This window comes from Pseudomonas sp. P129, assembly GCF_020312195.1.
Lineage (GTDB): Bacteria > Pseudomonadota > Gammaproteobacteria > Pseudomonadales > Pseudomonadaceae > Aquipseudomonas > Aquipseudomonas fragariae.
Genome location: NZ_JAGPYS010000001.1, coordinates 926,865 through 942,283 on the forward strand (window position 1 = coordinate 926,865; position 15,419 = coordinate 942,283).

The 15,419-nt window shown below is 58.6% G+C and carries 15 protein-coding genes; 13 read left to right on the forward strand and 2 right to left on the reverse strand.

Annotated elements, in window-relative coordinates; translation table 11 throughout:
* Nucleotides 1-164 precede the first annotated feature (164 nt).
* Nucleotides 165-1,130 (forward strand): YihY/virulence factor BrkB family protein, encoded by a 966-nt coding sequence (locus KBY02_RS04050; RefSeq protein ID WP_011268643.1) that lies wholly within the window; start codon nt 165-167, stop codon nt 1,128-1,130.
* A 50-nt stretch (nt 1,131-1,180) separates the two neighbouring features.
* Complete coding sequence (gene def, locus KBY02_RS04055; RefSeq protein WP_003402497.1) at nt 1,181-1,720, forward strand: peptide deformylase; 540 nt, start codon at nt 1,181-1,183, stop codon at nt 1,718-1,720.
* Between the two features lie 24 nt (nt 1,721-1,744).
* Here def and KBY02_RS04060 read toward each other — a convergent pair whose 3' ends face one another.
* Nucleotides 1,745-2,155 (reverse strand): GNAT family N-acetyltransferase, encoded by a 411-nt coding sequence (locus KBY02_RS04060; RefSeq protein ID WP_024638946.1) that lies wholly within the window; start codon nt 2,153-2,155, stop codon nt 1,745-1,747.
* Between the two features lie 122 nt (nt 2,156-2,277).
* Here KBY02_RS04060 and KBY02_RS04065 point away from each other — a divergent pair, with 122 nt between their 5' ends.
* From KBY02_RS04065 to KBY02_RS04100, 8 genes are all read left to right on the forward strand, one after another.
* Entirely contained in the window at nt 2,278-3,291 is a 1,014-nt protein-coding gene (locus KBY02_RS04065; protein ID WP_024638947.1) for an ABC transporter substrate-binding protein, read from the forward strand.
* A gap of 131 nt (nt 3,292-3,422) precedes the next feature.
* The gene (locus tag KBY02_RS04070; RefSeq protein WP_096135053.1) at nt 3,423-3,923 is read left to right on the forward strand and encodes a hypothetical protein; all 501 of its coding nucleotides are present in this window, start codon (nt 3,423-3,425) and stop codon (nt 3,921-3,923) included.
* Between the two features lie 30 nt (nt 3,924-3,953).
* A complete protein-coding gene (locus KBY02_RS04075) occupies nt 3,954-4,391 on the forward strand; it encodes a nucleoside deaminase (protein WP_024642217.1) in 438 nt (145 codons plus the stop codon).
* 292 nt (nt 4,392-4,683) lie between these two features.
* The gene (locus tag KBY02_RS04080) at nt 4,684-5,505 is read left to right on the forward strand and encodes an alpha/beta fold hydrolase (protein ID WP_024638949.1); all 822 of its coding nucleotides are present in this window, start codon (nt 4,684-4,686) and stop codon (nt 5,503-5,505) included.
* Nucleotides 5,495-6,682: a PAS domain-containing sensor histidine kinase gene (locus KBY02_RS04085; RefSeq protein ID WP_096135054.1), complete on the forward strand. Its 1,188-nt coding sequence runs from the start codon at nt 5,495-5,497 to the stop codon at nt 6,680-6,682. Before KBY02_RS04080 ends, KBY02_RS04085 begins: the two co-directional genes overlap by 11 nt.
* A 113-nt stretch (nt 6,683-6,795) precedes the next feature.
* Nucleotides 6,796-7,980 (forward strand): GAF domain-containing sensor histidine kinase, encoded by a 1,185-nt coding sequence (locus KBY02_RS04090; protein WP_024638951.1) that lies wholly within the window; start codon nt 6,796-6,798, stop codon nt 7,978-7,980.
* A 249-nt stretch (nt 7,981-8,229) separates the two neighbouring features.
* Nucleotides 8,230-8,550 carry a hypothetical protein gene (locus KBY02_RS04095; RefSeq protein ID WP_003402512.1) on the forward strand — a complete coding sequence of 107 codons (321 nt, stop codon included), beginning with the start codon at nt 8,230-8,232 and terminating at the stop codon, nt 8,548-8,550.
* A 55-nt stretch (nt 8,551-8,605) separates the two neighbouring features.
* Complete coding sequence (locus KBY02_RS04100) at nt 8,606-9,769, forward strand: PQQ-dependent sugar dehydrogenase (RefSeq protein WP_024661124.1); 1,164 nt, start codon at nt 8,606-8,608, stop codon at nt 9,767-9,769.
* A 93-nt stretch (nt 9,770-9,862) separates the two neighbouring features.
* Here KBY02_RS04100 and KBY02_RS04105 read toward each other — a convergent pair whose 3' ends face one another.
* Nucleotides 9,863-10,171 carry a PepSY domain-containing protein gene (locus KBY02_RS04105; RefSeq protein ID WP_003402515.1) on the reverse strand — a complete coding sequence of 103 codons (309 nt, stop codon included), beginning with the start codon at nt 10,169-10,171 and terminating at the stop codon, nt 9,863-9,865.
* A gap of 302 nt (nt 10,172-10,473) precedes the next feature.
* On the opposite strand from KBY02_RS04105, the gene KBY02_RS04110 reads away from it, so the two are divergent.
* From KBY02_RS04110 to KBY02_RS04120, 3 genes are all read left to right on the forward strand, one after another.
* Nucleotides 10,474-12,648 (forward strand): TonB-dependent siderophore receptor, encoded by a 2,175-nt coding sequence (locus KBY02_RS04110; RefSeq protein WP_032653463.1) that lies wholly within the window; start codon nt 10,474-10,476, stop codon nt 12,646-12,648.
* 620 nt (nt 12,649-13,268) lie between these two features.
* Nucleotides 13,269-14,585 carry an MFS transporter gene (locus KBY02_RS04115; RefSeq protein WP_003402517.1) on the forward strand — a complete coding sequence of 439 codons (1,317 nt, stop codon included), beginning with the start codon at nt 13,269-13,271 and terminating at the stop codon, nt 14,583-14,585.
* Nucleotides 14,586-15,043: 458 nt separating this feature from the next.
* A complete protein-coding gene (locus KBY02_RS04120) occupies nt 15,044-15,313 on the forward strand; it encodes a helix-turn-helix domain-containing protein (protein WP_003402518.1) in 270 nt (89 codons plus the stop codon).
* The last annotated feature ends 106 nt before the right edge of the window (nt 15,314-15,419 follow it).

The following is a 15,419-nucleotide window of genomic DNA, read 5'->3' on the forward strand; positions in this document are numbered from 1 at the left end:
ATGGCCGTTATGCTTTCTGCTCTGCGGGACTGAAACCTTTCATGGCCTGTCCAGTCAATGTGCCATCGGTATTTGCGTATCGGTTCGTCAACGCGACACGTCATCTATGACATGCAGGTTTTCAGGATGTAAGGTTTTCCAGTAAGGGAGCGAGAGGAAGCGCCATGATTTTCCCCCATTTGCGTAAATTGAAAGTCGGCAAAGTGCTGGTGAGAACCGTCAACGAGTTCCTCGATGACGAGATGTCCACCTATGCATCGGCACTGGCTTACCAGATGCTGTTTTCTCTGTTTCCGTTCCTGCTGTTTCTGATCGCACTGATCGGCTTTCTGCACCTGCCGGACTTTTTTTCCTGGTTGCGATTGCAGTCGGAGTTCCTCTTGCCGCCGCAGGCGCTCGAGCAGGTCAACCCGGTCATCGACCAGTTGCAGCAGTCCAAGGGCGGCTTGCTGTCGATCGGTATCGTCATCGCCTTATGGACCGCGTCAGCGGGTGTGCGCCTGATGATGAGCGCCATGAACGCAGCGTATGACGTCGTCGAAGGGCGTCCTATCTGGAAACGCCTGCCGCTGTCGATTCTCTACACCGTAGGCATTGCCGGCATGTTGCTGGCGGCAGCCGCCTTCATGGTGCTGGGGCCGCAGGTCATGAACTGGATTGCCGCGCAGATCGGCATGGAAGACTTCATCGTCACGCTGTGGACCATCCTGCGCTGGCCCGCGATCATTATCCTGCTGATGGTCGCCGTAGCGCTGATCTATTACGTGATGCCTGACGTCAAACAGGAGTTTCGCTTTATCACCCCAGGCTCGGTGCTGGCCGTGGTGGTGTGGATCGTCGCTTCCCTGGCCTTCGGTTTTTACGTCAAGACCTTTGCCGACTACAACGCCATGTACGGCAGCATCGGCGCGATCATCGTGCTGTTACTGTATTTCTATATTTCCGCGGCGGTGCTGTTGCTGGGTGCGGAAATGAATGCGGTGATCGAGCACATGTCCGCCGAAGGCAAGGACGCAGGCGAGAAGGAAGCCGGTGACGGCGGCGAAGAGAGCAGCGAGACAGTCAAGCAGCATGTCTCCGGTCTGGGCCGCGACCATTCGGTGCCGTTGCAGAAAGCGGACGAAGCCTGATCGTATTGTGTGGCAAGATCGCTTTTTAAGTCGGCAAGAGACACGCAGTCATGATCCACAAAATCCTGAAGATGGGAGATGAGCGCTTGTTGCGCATCGCCCCTCCGGTACCCGCAGAGATGTTCGGCAGCAGCGAGCTCGATACGCTGATTGCCGACATGTTCGAAACCATGCACAGCGTCGGCGGTGTTGGCCTGGCGGCGCCGCAGATCGGCGTCGATCTGCAACTGGTGATTTTTGGTTTCGAGCGCAACGAGCGCTATCCGCAGGCCGAGGCGGTCCCGCAGACGATCCTGATCAACCCGCTGATTACCCCATTGAGCCCGACGCTGGAAGAGGGCTGGGAAGGCTGCCTCTCAGTGCCCGGCCTGCGCGGCATGGTGGACCGTTATCAGAGCATTCGTTACGAAGGCTTCGATCCTCAGGGCCAGCCCATCGAGCGTGTTGCCCACGGTTTTCACGCGCGGGTCGTTCAGCATGAATGCGACCACCTGATCGGTCGGCTTTACCCGTCGCGCATCACCGATTTCAGCAAATTCGGCTTCATGGACGTGATGTTTCCGGACATGGACCCCAACGCCGACGAGTGATCGTCGTGTTGTGCTGCGACGCCATCAGGTTTCGCGGCACAGTGCGATCAGCGGCTTGCTGCGGCTGTAACGCATGAACCGTTCACCCAGGGCCTGTGGCAGACGCCGGGCCGTCGCGAACCCTGAACGTTGATAAAAGCCCAGCAGGTCCGGATGGCAGAACAGCCACACCGGCCCGTTCAGCGGTTGCAATGCCGCTTCGATCAGGCCCTGCGCCACTGCTTGCCCGCGAGCCGCCGGCGCGACGAACAGCCCGGTCAGCCAATGCCCCTCTGCGACAGGCGTCAGGCACAACGCACCGATGATTTCTGCCCGTTTTGCAACCCAGGCCTGGCCCTTGCTGGCAGCGCGCATTGGCGACTGGTGCTCGCGGTAGAACTTGCCCAACAACGGGCGACACTCATCAGGCAGCGGGTAGAACTGGATTTCGGACATCGCAGGTGCGCTTGAAAAATAGGAGCCCTGCATCATACAGAGGCCCAAGCCGTGACAACTAATCGGCGCAGGCTGGTGTCGATAGTTTCAGACCCGTTTCTTCCGCGCCATTTGAGGTGAGCATGAAATCAATAACACGACTCCTGGGCTGTTCACTTCTGGCGCTGGGCCTGCTTGGCCAGACAGCCACAGCGGCTGAAAAAGCCAAGCCTATCCAGTTTGGCGCACTGACTTGGGAAAGCGGCAGCCTGATCACTGAAGTCCTGCGTACCATTGTCGAGAAGGGCTATGGCTACCCGACCGATACCTTGCCCGGCAGTACGGTCAGCCTGGAAACCGCGCTGGCGAAAAATGACATTCAGGTGATCGCCGAAGAATGGACCGGACGCAGCCCGGTGTGGGTCAAGGCTGAAGAGGAGGGCAAGGTGCTCGGGCTGGGCAACATCGTCAAGGGCGCCACCGAAGGCTGGTGGGTGCCGGAGTACGTAATCAAGGGCGATGCCGCCAAAGGCATCAAGCCGCTGGCGCCTGACCTGAAATCTGTCGCGGATCTGGCGCGTTACAACGACGTTTTCAAAGACCCTGAATCGCCCGACAAAGGCCGGTTCCTGAACAGCCCGAGCGGCTGGACCTCGGAAATCGTCAACACGCAGAAACTCAAGGCTTATGGCCTGGCCGACAGTTTCGTCAACTTCCGTACCGGCTCGGGCGCAGCACTGGACGCCGAGGTCGCCTCCGCTATCCGGCGCGGCAAGCCTGTATTGTTTTACTACTGGTCGCCTACGCCCCTGCTGGGCAAGTACAAGCTGATCAAACTGGACGAGCCCGCCTTTGATGCCGAGGCCTGGAAAACCCTGACCGACGCCAGCAACCCCAACCCACGCGGCACGTCTTCGCTGGCGGCGACGCTGTCGATTGGCGTATCGGCAGAATTCAGCAAGCAGTACCCCGAACTGGTGAGTGTCTTCAAAGGCGTGGATTTCCCGATTGATCTGCTCAACAAGACCCTGGGCGAAATGAGTGACAAGCATGAGGATGCCAAGGTCGTGGCTGCCCGCTTTCTCAAGCAGCATCCCGAGGTCTGGAAAGCCTGGTTGCCTGCCGATGTTGCCACCCGGGTCAGCAGCAGTCTTTAACTATGACTCTGCTGCATGACGCGAGGCGCATAGCTGATAACGGCATCAATGACCGGTATGCGACGCGCCGAGTGGTAAAGCCCCGCCGAGCTGATAAGTTCAGGTCTGGGTCAATCGATGCGGGAGGCGTCATGACTGATCATGTTCGGGGCTCGCGCGGCACGTGGCAGACCTGCCTGGCATTGCTGGCCTGTCTGTGCCTGGACGCGATGCATCCGGCCTGTGCCGAAGAGGCCGACGACATGGCGCTGGCGCTGGTGGAGCAACGAAATCTGGGCGAGGGCCTTGCCTGGCTGGGGTATCAGGTCGCCTCGCGCACGGCGACGTTTGCCGGTATCGTGCAGGCAGTCGGCAAGACTGAAGCGCAGGAACTGGTACAGAAGGAATTACAGCGCCTCAAACCGGAATATCAGGCGCAGTGGGACCGCAATCTGGCAGCCGCTTATGCTCATTCATTTACCGCCGAGGAATTGCGCTCGCTCAATCAGGGCGGGGATTCACCTTCATTGGGAAACAGCTTCAGGGCCAGAAACACCCAGGTCAGCGTCGATATGAAAGCCCGATCATCGGAGCTGCTGGGACAATTTGTCAGTCGTGCGCTGGGCAATGCCGAGGCAGCACTGCAACACTGACAGCTATTTTGACGAGACGAGGCAAAAAACATGGACGCATTCATGCAGGCAGCATTCGATGAGGCGCAACTTGGGCTGAAGGAAGGCGGAATCCCCATCGGCTCGGTCATCGTCCACGGCGGCGAGATCATCGGTCGAGGCCATAACCGTCGTGTACAAGAGGGCAGTGCGACGAAGCACGGCGAGATGGATGCGCTGGAAAATGCCGGTCGCCAGCCGGCCAGTGTCTACCGTGACTCGGTGCTCTACACCACACTGTCGCCTTGTGCGATGTGCAGCGGTGCGATTCTGCTCTACGGGATTCGCAAAGTGATCATCGGTGAGAATGAGTCCTTCATGGGCGAGGAAGAACTGCTGCGCTCGCGTGGCGTGCAGATCGACGTGCTGGATAACCCTGAGTGCACACACATGATGAAAGACTTTATCGCCAGCAAGCCCGAACTGTGGAACGAAGACATCGGCGAGTAAAGACCGCTTCTTGTCAGCCCCATGCTCCGCGCTCATCGTAAATCCAACGGCTTATCGTGCCAATGCTCCGCGTTGGCATGCAGTTCGTGACGCTCTGCGTCACCCGACACCGCTCCGATACCTGCGAAGTTCAGGTGCGCCTCAGAACACTGCCCATCATTAATCTTCTTTGGCTCCTGCCTTAAAGTGCGGTTTGTGCCACTAATGTGCCTTTAACGGTGATAACCTCCTCTCATCTTTATCACGGTATGCACATACCCAGCCGTTTACCTGGCCATTTTCGGAGCCCGATATGTCGGTCCAGCAGCGCAACAACGTCAACATTATGGGCGACGGACCGATCACTCTGATTTTCGCTCATGGATTCGGCTGCGATCAGAACATGTGGCGTTTTATAGCGCCGCACTTCGCAGAGCGCTTCAAAGTCGTGCTGTTCGACCTGGTGGGCAACGGCAATTCGGACGTATCGGCCTGGTATCCGCACAAGTATTCGTCGCTCAAGGGCTACGCAACCGACTTGCTGGAGGTGGTCAACGAGTTCGCCGCAGAGGGGCCGGTGGTGCACGTCGGTCATTCGGTCAGTTGCATGATTGCCGTGCTGGCCGAGCTTCAGTCTCCCGGTCGGTTCGACAGTCACATCATGATTGGTCCGTCCCCGCGTTACCTCAACGAAGAAGATTACCTGGGTGGATTCACTCGCGCCGATGTCGATTCGTTGCTTGAGACGCTGGAAAGCAATTATCTGGGCTGGTCCAGCACCATCGCGCCGACACTCATGGGTGCCTCGGATCGACCTGAGCTGAGCGAAGAACTCGCCAACAGTTTCTGTCGCACCAATGCGGAGATTGCCAGACAGTTTGCCCACGTGACGTTTTTATCCGACCATCGTGCCGATGTCGCGCAACTCAAGAGCAGAACACTCATTCTGCAAAGCAGCGACGATATGGTGGTGCCGGTCGAGGTGGGTAAGTACTTGCACCGCGTCATTACCGACAGCACCCTGCACATGATCGACAATGTAGGGCACTACCCGCACATGAGCGCAGCACAGGAATGCATTACTGCGATGAATCAGTTTCTGGCCTCTTGCGAGAGTGCCGCCCATGACCGTTGAACAGGTGAGCCTGCCCGTCACCGAAGACCTCTACGAGCATGCGCCCTGTGGTCTGTTGATCACGTTGCCCAACGGCACTATCGAGCGCGCCAACCTGACGTTTTGCCGATGGCTGGGTCTGGAGCGCGACGCTGTTGTGGGCCGCCGCTTTCAGGATTTGCTGAGCCTGGCAGGCAAGGCCTTTCTGCAGACTCACTGGGCGCCCACGCTGCAGTCGCAAGGGTCAATTGCCGAGGTCAAGGTCGAGCTGATTCATGCCGATGGCCGCCCCATCCCGATGATGCTCAACGCCGTACGCCGCGAGTACCCGTCGGGGTATCTGCATGAAGTGGCCGTGTTCCTGGCCGAAGAGCGCAACAAGTACGAGCGCGAACTGCTGGCTGCTCGCAAGATTGCCGAAGAGCTCCTGCAACAGCAGATGACCGTGCAGAGCGAGCTGACCTCGGCGCGCAATCGCTTGCGTCTGGCGCATGCCGAGGCGGAGATCCGGGCTATTTTTGCCGAGCAGATGATTGGCATCGTCAGCCACGACCTGCGCAACCCGCTGGCCGCGATCAAGATGGCCGCCGGACTGCTGGAGCGCACCCCACTGGAGTCGCGGCAGGAGCGGATTCTGGGACACATCAATCATTCCACCGACCGTGCCGATCGCATGATTGTCGACCTGCTGGATTTCACTCACGCCCGGGTGGGCAGTGGCATTACCGTCGTTCCTCAGCCTATCGACTTTCACGCAGTCGTCGCCCGGGGCGTCGAAGAACTGCGCCAGGTTTTCCCGGATCGGGTGCTGACCCATCGCAGCGAAGGGCAGGGCGCGTGTTCGGCTGATCCTGACCGCCTGCTGCAGATGCTCGGCAATCTGGTCAGCAATGCCATCAATTACGGCGCCGACGACGGTGAGGTTTTGATTACGTCGTCGTTCGACACCTGGATGATCAAGCTGTCGGTGCACAACCTCGGTGAACCGATACCGATGGAGAAGGTAGACGACCTGTACGAGCCCGTCGTACGCGTGGTCAGCGACAGTGACGAGACCCGCACCGTCGGGCTCGGCCTGTTTATCGTGCGCGAGATCGTTCGAGCCCATCTGGGCGATGTGACGGTTCGCTCTTCGGCTGAAGAGGGCACGACGTTCACGGTGGCGTTTCCGCGTCCCCCGGTGAAATCCGAGGTTTGATCAGGCTTCGTACAGGTTGACGAGCAATCCGTGTTATTCACGGGTGCAGAAAAATCGTTACAGTCCTAAACTAACGTGCTGCGTCATCACCTCAAGGCTCATACAGGTTCTACATGCGGCGATCCATTTCAAATGATGTGGCCACGATCAACCGGATCAGCGCAGTGCCGGCCATCCTGCAGGTCATTGCCGAATCCACCGGGCTGGGTTTCGCCGCCGTGGCGCGTGTAACCGAAACCAGCTGGACGGCCTGTGCGGTCCTGGACAAGCTCGACTTCGGTTTGAAGCCCGGCGGTGAGCTGGAGCTGAGCAGCACCATCTGCCACGAGATTCGCAGTTCCCACAAGCCTGTGGTGATTGACCATGTCGCCGAGGACCCGCTGTTCTGTGCGCATGACACACCACGTCTGTACAGCTTCCAGAGCTATATCTCGGTGCCGATCTTTCTTTCCGACGGCTCCTTTTTCGGCACTATCTGCGCGCTGGATCCCAAGCCTGCAAAGCTGATCGGGACGCCCATCGAGGCCATGATGGTGTCGTTCGCACGTCTTCTGGCGCTGCAGATCGAGGCCGAGGAAAACCTGCAACAGGCGCGTGAAGACCTGCTCGCCGAACGTGAGGTGGCTGAGCTGCGCGAGCAGTTTATCGCGGTGCTGGGGCACGACCTGCGCAACCCGTTGTTTGCCATCAATGCCAGTGCCGAATTGCTGCTGCGTCGTCCGCTGGATGAAAAGGCCCAGCAGATCGTGCAACACATCCTGACCTCTGGCCAGCGCGCCTCGCAGCTGGTCGATGACGTGCTCGATTTTGCCCGTGGTCGTATGGGGCATGGCATTCCTCTGAGTATCCATGAGGCACACGGTCTGGATAAAACCCTGGAGCATGTGATTTCAGAGGTGCAACGCGTTCACCCGTCGCGGCCGATTCACTCGAACATAGGCGCGCTGGAGCGTATTCGCTGCGATCACGAGCGGATCGCACAATTGCTCTCCAATCTGGTGTCCAACGCGATCAGCCATGGTGATGCCGAGAGCCCGGTCGAAGTGACGGCAGGCGTGCATGGCGATGTGTTTGTGCTCAGCGTTACCAATCAGGGAGAGCCGATACCTGAATCGGTTCGTGCGCAACTGTTCCTGCCGTACTCCAGACCCATCACCGACGAGCCGCAAGCCGGGCTCGGGCTGGGGCTGTACATCGCCAGCGAGATCGCCATTGCTCATGGAGGTACGCTCGAGGTGTGCTCGACGCGAGAGCAGGGCACGGTCTTTACCTTCAGTATGCCGTTGAAGTCTGCATAGGCATCCTGCGTCAGCCTGTGTCCTGTGATCACACAGACTGCCCGCCAGGCGCTTTTTTGTGCTCCGCAAACCGCGGGTGCAGGCCGTCGCGTCGTTCGGCTGCGACAGCCTTGACCATCCTTGTTACAAACTCTCCTACCGCTTTGCTTGCTCATCGGCAGTGCCGGGTCGAACCTGAGGCCCGGGTTGCCATCGAAGGCCTGAGTCTTCACGGTTACTCCGAAGTTTTCACCTTGCCCAGAGGTAGTGATGAACAGTTTTGTGCGTAATCTTGTCGGCGGCGTGCTTGTTGCGTCATGCTGCATCGGTGCGGTCCAGGCGCAGACGCTGCCAAACAGCACCCTCAACAACGGTGCCAGCAGCAACCCGTATAACAGCCCGATCCACCGTGCCAACCCCAACAGCCGCCAGGGCACCGAGTCCAGCGTGCCACCGTCCCGTGGCCCCAACATCGCGCCGCCGGTGCGCAAGCCCACTCTGGAAAACGGTGGCATTGGTAACGGCTACCCTACGCGCCAGAACACGCCACGTCCTTCTACACCGATAACCGACCCCAAGCGCGGCAACTGAATTTTCAACCCGGCGAACCCGTGTGGACGTCGACTCAATGCATAAGGAAACGCTCATGCTTAGAAAAAACCTGATCGCGACATTGTGTACTGCAGCCATTCTGAGCCTGCCACTGACGGCCAGCGCCGCTACGGAAACCTACAAAAGCGAACTGGGCACCGTCACGGTGACCCCTGTTGTCGAAGGTCTGGATCATCCGTGGGCGCTGGCCTTTCTGCCTGACAGGCAAGGCATGCTGGTGACAGAGCGTTCGGGCAACCTGCGCGTGGTATCGGCGGATGGCAAATTGTCCGCACCGCTTTCCGGTGTCCCGCAAGTCTGGGCGCAGAAGCAGGGCGGTCTGCTTGATGTGGTGCTGTCACCGGACTTCGCCAAGGACCGCATGGTGTATCTGACCTACTCCGAGGGCAGCGGCAAGACCGCCGCCGAAGGCGATACCGCCGGCACTGCCGCAGGGCGTGGTCGTCTGTCCAAGGACATGACCCGTCTGGAAGACTTCGAAGTCATCTTCCGCCAGGAACCGAAACTGTCGGTGGGCAACCACTTCGGCGCGCGGATGGTCTTCGATCGCGACGGCTACCTGTTCATCGCCCTGGGCGAAAACAATCAGCGCCCCACGGCGCAGGATCTGGACAAGCTGCAGGGCAAGATCGTGCGCATCTATCCGGATGGCAGCGTACCGAAAGACAATCCGTTCGTGGGCCAGAAGGGCGTACGCCCCGAGATATGGTCCTATGGCCATCGCAATCAGCAGGGCGCCGCGCTCGACCCGTGGACCGGGACGTTGTGGACCAACGAGCATGGCCCCAAGGGCGGTGATGAGCTGAATATCATCGAGCGTGGCGCGAATTACGGCTGGCCGATCGCGACCCACGGTATCGACTACTCGGGTCAGCCGATTTCGGAGTCGAAAGGCAAGGTTGTCGAAGGAACCAAAATTCCGTTCCAGGTCTGGGAAGTGTCACCGGGCCTCAGTGGCATGGCGTTCTATGATCACAGCCTTTTCAAGGCATGGGATCACAGTGTATTCATCGGTGCCCTGGCCACTGAAGAGTTGATCAGACTGCAGTTCGAAAATGACAAGATCGTTCATGAAGAACGTCTGTTGAAAGACATGAAACAGCGCATACGCGATGTGCGTCAGGGACCGGACGGTTACTTGTATGTGTTGACCGACGACGATAAGGGAAGTCTGCTGAAAGTCGGCTTGGCTCAGTAATAAACTGTTAATCGCTTGAAAAAGAAAATTCCCACAATATTGTGGGAATTTTCTTATGAGTTGCTTGCGGTGGTAGCCGGTAAAGCAGTCGGATCAATTATCCTTTGCGTCACGTACCACTTCGCCCGTCTTGGCATCAACGTCGTAATTCCACTCCACACCCTTGGCGTCTTTCAGTTCGATCTGATAGATCAGGCGGCCGGTGCGGTCCTTGTCCAGTTCTGTATCGTGGACCGTGAAGCCTGTGTGCTTGGCAACGGCCTGCTTGTTGAACTGTTCAAAGTCACCCAACGCCTGAGACTTGTACAGGCGGATCACTTCATCGGGACCAACGTCAGCCTGGGCGGCACCTGCAACAGCAGTGAGGGCAACAGCGGCGAAAACGGCAGGCATAAGTTTCATGGGGTATTCCTTTTTGATTGATCTGTCTTGATTGATTCATCACACGCTGATGGGTTCAGCGGTTTTGTTGAACTCAGATTATCCGCGCTTACTTAATTCACGCTTAATTATTCAAGTGTGCGAAGCGTTTTGAAGCCGGTCTCGCTCTGCCGATTCGTAAGTAAAGTTTTCCCCTGCACTTCGTTTACAGGCAAAGCATCACGTAAAGGTTGAAAAAAACCGGCAGTGAACGTAAAAGGTTGGCCTCCTGCCGGAAGGTGCGTCGCGCCTGTCCAGGCAGCTGTCCCTGCGGAGTCTGCTCGATGAGAACGCCTTACCGACCTGCCATGCGCCACGCCTGGCGATTGTTACCGTTGGGTATGGCGGTTGCCTCGCCGTTGCTGGCCGCAGAGGTGCTCAGCCTGGATGCGGTCAATGTCACTGGTTTCAGCGAGCCGGAAAGTACCGGCGACTATAAAGCCGAGCGGGCGTCGATCTTTGGATTCGATCAGGCTTCACTGCTGGATACGCCCGCCTCGGTGTCGGTGTTCAGCGCTGCGCTGATCAGGGATCGTCAGGCAAAGCTGCTGAGTGAGGTACTGCGCAACGATGCGTCGGTCGGCGACGGTTATGCGCCAGTGGGCTATTACGAAAACTTTGTGGTGCGCGGGTTTTCGTTGAACGCCGCCAACAGTTATCGCATCAACGGTCGCAGCATTGCCGGCGAGCAGAACGTCGCGCTGGAAAACAAGCAGCAGGTCGAGTTGCTCAAGGGGCTTTCCGGCCTGCAGAGCGGCGTGGCCGAGCCCGGTGGCGTAATCAACTATCAGACCAAGCGGGCGCAGGACGTCCGGTCGGTCACGGTCTCGACCAACGAACACGGCGAACGCTACATCGCGACCGACGTCGGTGGCTGGTTCGGCAGTGAACAGCAATTCGGCCTGCGCGCCAACCTTGCCCATGAAGACATTCGTTCGTATGTCGAACACGCCGATGGCCAGCGCGATTTTGCCTCGCTGGCGTTCGACTGGAACATCAGTGAGCGCGCCCTGTTGCAACTCGATGTCGAGTACCAGAGCAAAGAGCAGCGCTCGGTGCCCGGTTATCAGCTTCTGGGCGGCACCACGCTGCCTCACGATGCCTCGCCGGGCAAATTGCTGGGTTACCAGAACTGGTCCAATCCGGTCGGTATCGACTCGCTGAACATCAACGGACGTTTCGAATACCGCTTCAATGACAACTGGAAGGGCAGCCTCAGTGCGTCACGCAGTCGCGTGGTCATTGATGACTACAGTGCCTTTGCGTGGGGTTGCTACGGGTCGGCCAGCTGCGCAGGGCAGGCGGTGCCCAACCACTTCAGTGCCGAAGGGGGTTATGACATCTATGATTTCCGCAGCCCGGACGACACGCGTCGCAATGACGAAGTCGAAGCGGCCATGTCCGGCACCTTCACTACCGGATCGCTTGGGCACGAGCTGACCTTCGGCAGCAGTGCCTACCGCCGTACGGTTGATACGCGCGGGACCTTCAACGAATTCGTCGGCTCGGGCACTATCGATGAGGCGCCTGAGCAGGTGGTCCCCTCGACCCTGGCGCTGCCACATACCAAGCGCCGCCTGGACAGCCGCCAGTACGGGCTGTTTGCCACTGACCTGATCAGCCTCAACGAGCACTGGCAAACCGTGCTGGGCGGACGCGGGGTGCGGCTCGACGAGCAGGCGTTCAACGAGGACGGCAGCGATGCGCGACACACCGAGCGCTATGTGTTTCTGCCCCAGGCGGCGCTGATCTACAAGCCGGTGGACAATGTTTCGCTCTACACCAGCTACAGCAAGGGCCTGTCGCTGGGCGGGACGGCAGCGTGGTTCACCACCAATGCCAGTGAAATTCTGGCGCCGACCGTCTCCCGACAGCTCGAAGCAGGCATCAAGTATGACTGGCAGCGCATGAGCCTGACCGCCGCGGTGTTTCAGGCCCGCCAGGCGTACCAGTACTCCAGGCCCAACGATGACGGTACGTTTACCTATGTGCAGCAAGGCGAGCAGAAAAACACCGGTCTTGAACTGGGGGCGAGTGGCTGGGTGACTGACCGCCTGCAGATATCCGCCAGTGCGGCGGCCATCCGGGCGCGCGTTGAAGACAGCGGCACCGAGGCCTACGATGATCATCAGGCCCTCAATGTGCCCAGATACCGTGGCACCTTGCAAGCCGACTACAGCCTGCCGGTGCCCGGGCTCGCGTTGCTCGGAGGCGTGCAGTACAGCGCCAGCAAGTACGCTGACCGTGAAGGCACCGTGCAGGTCAATGACTACGCACTGTTCAATATCGGCAGCCGTTACAGCACCCGAATCAGCGGTTACGACACGGTACTGCGCCTGACCGTCGACAACCTGTTCGACAAACGCTACTGGCGTGATGCCGGGGAGTATCTGGGTGACGACTACCTGTTCATGGGCGCGCCCAGAACGGCGAGATTGTCGGCCACTGTCAACTTTTAGCGGAAGGGCTTTAGTGCGCGGAGTATTGGCACGACAGTCGAGATCATCGTTCCGCCCGCTCCAGCGGGGGAATGCAGGTCTCGACGCTCCGCGTCGTCAAGAGGACGCGGAGCGTCCAGAACGGCATGCGACGCAGAGCGTCGCACGATAGTTAAACTGATCGCTCCAGCGGGGGAATGCAGGTCTCGATGCTCTGCGTCGTCAAGAGGACGCGGAGCGTCCGGAAAGGCATGCGACGCAGAGCATGGCACGATAGTTGAGATGATCGTTCCGCACGCTCCAGCGTGGGAATGCAGGTCTCGACGCTCTGCGTCGTCAAGAGGACGCGAAGCGTCCAGAACGGCATGCGACGCAGAGCGTCGCACGATAGTTATAGTTGAGATGATCGTTCCGCACGCTCCAGCGTGGGAATGCAGTTCTCGACGCTCCGCGTCGTCAAGAGGACGCGGAGCGTCTGATCTGGTCAACCGGAACGGCATGCGACGCAGAGCGTGGCACGATAGTTGAGATGATCGTTCCCGTTGCAGGCGTCAGCTCGGTATCAGTGCGCCCCCAAGCTTTGCTATTCTTCGCGCCCTGTGAGCGCCAGGCGCTCTTTCAAGCCATGTTTCGGATGCCTCATGACGGACATCGTACGTTCCCACTCCCAGCCCTTCAGCAAAGCCGACTACAAGACCCTGAGCCTTGCGGCGCTGGGTGGGGCACTGGAAATCTACGACTTCATCATTTTCGTGTTCTTTGCGCTGACCCTCAGCCAGTTGTTCTTTCCCCCGGACATGCCTGAATGGCTGCGTCTGCTGCAAAGTTTCGGGATCTTCGTGACCGGCTATCTGGCACGCCCGCTGGGCGGGATACTCATGGCGCACTTCGCCGACCGGCTGGGCCGCAAGCGGGTGTTCAGCCTGAGCATTCTGATGATGGCGCTGCCTTGTCTGCTGATCGGCGTGATGCCCACCTACGCACAGATCGGTTACTGGGCGCCGCTGGTGCTGCTGGCGCTGCGCATCCTGCAAGGAGCCGCCGTGGGCGGTGAAGTGCCAAGTGCCTGGGTATTCGTGGCAGAACACGCGCCCAAGGGGCATCGCGGCTATGCACTGGGCGTACTGCAAGCCGGCCTGACGTTCGGATACCTGCTTGGCGCACTGACCGCGACATGGTTGGCGCGAGTCTTCAGCCCTGACCAGATCCTTGAGTGGGCATGGCGTATTCCGTTCCTGCTCGGTGGCGTATTCGGCGTGGTGGGGGTCTGGCTACGCCGCTGGCTGAACGAAACCCCTGTGTTCATCGCCATGCATGCCCAGCGTGAACATCTGCCGGCGCTGCCACTTGGCCAGGTTCTGCGTGATCACCGCCAATCCTTGCTGCCTGCTGCGTTGCTGACCTTTGTGCTGACCTCCGCCGTGGTGGTACTGGTGGTGATTACCCCGACGGTCATGCAGCAGCGCTTTGGTATCAGCGCCAGCGACACCTTTGCCCTGAGCGCCGTCGGCATCGTGTTTCTCAATATAGGTTGTGTGCTGGCAGGCATGCTGGTCGACCGCATCGGCGCCTGGCGCGGCATCATGTTCTACAGCCTGCTGATGCCGATAGGCATCGGCGTGCTTTACACCAGCCTCATCGAGCAATGGATGCCACTGGGCATCGCCTATGCGATTGCCGGGCTGGCGTGCGGGATTGTCGGTGTGGTGCCATCGGTGATGGTCGGCCTGTTCCCGGCGAACATCCGAGTGTCAGGCATCTCGTTCACTTACAACATCGCCTACGCCTTCTGGGCCAGCACCACGCCATTGATGCTGATTACCCTGATGCCCTGGAATATCTGGGTGTGCGTGTTCTATAGCCTGATCATGGGCGCCACGGGCCTGGTTACCGCAGCGGTATTCGGCCTGCGCCGGGGCGTGGTGGTGGATGACCTGGCAAGCGGTAACGCCGGATAACTCCGGGCCGTGTGGCGCAACGCCCGCTGCTCACCTCTGTTGTGGGGTGAGTGGCAGCTCGAACATGGCCGGAAAGTTCCTGCTGGCAGACGCGTTCATTTGTAACAAGTGATTGTAATTCCGTTTCCTCAAGTCTATCTTTCGCCTCTCCATACTGTTTACGTTGTTTATCTAATGTGCTCTTGGTTCGTGTCTGCGCGAAATGTTTCGTCAGGTGAATCCTTTATGACGTCTGTAAATAGATAGGTGTAACTATTCCGCGTTTGTTGTAGGAGTTTTCCTCGATATTTAATTATCGGCGATTCTTCTTACAGTCTTCGGTTTTGTTGCGAGACTTTGAGGGGTGTGTCGTTTTAATGCAAAACAAGATTAAATAAAATGATTTCTGTGCCGACTTACTGTTTGGGTCATGGAAGACGAATGTAAGAAACATCCTACAAATTTGCCTGTTGGGCAAAATGCTGGCAAGGGGAAGTATCATGTGGGTGACAATGAGAGAGCAGGAGGTTCTTGGCCTGTTGTTGCAGGGATGTACGAACAAGGAAATTGCCAGGCAACTCAGTATCAGTGACTACACAGTTCGCGATCACGTCTCTTCGCTGCTGAGAAAGAACCAGGTAAGGACGCGTGCCGAGCTCATGGCCAGGTGCGTATCTCTATTGCTTCCGGGAAACATTACCCGACCCCCTACATCTGTCGGGTTGCGCAGCGAGCCAGCACATACATAATGTGTCTTGTCGCAACCTGTAACTTGTTAATGCAATGAGCACTGCTGACGTTTGGCAGTGCCATCAATAATACCGTGCTGCGCTGTGACGCCCATCAGGCACTGCT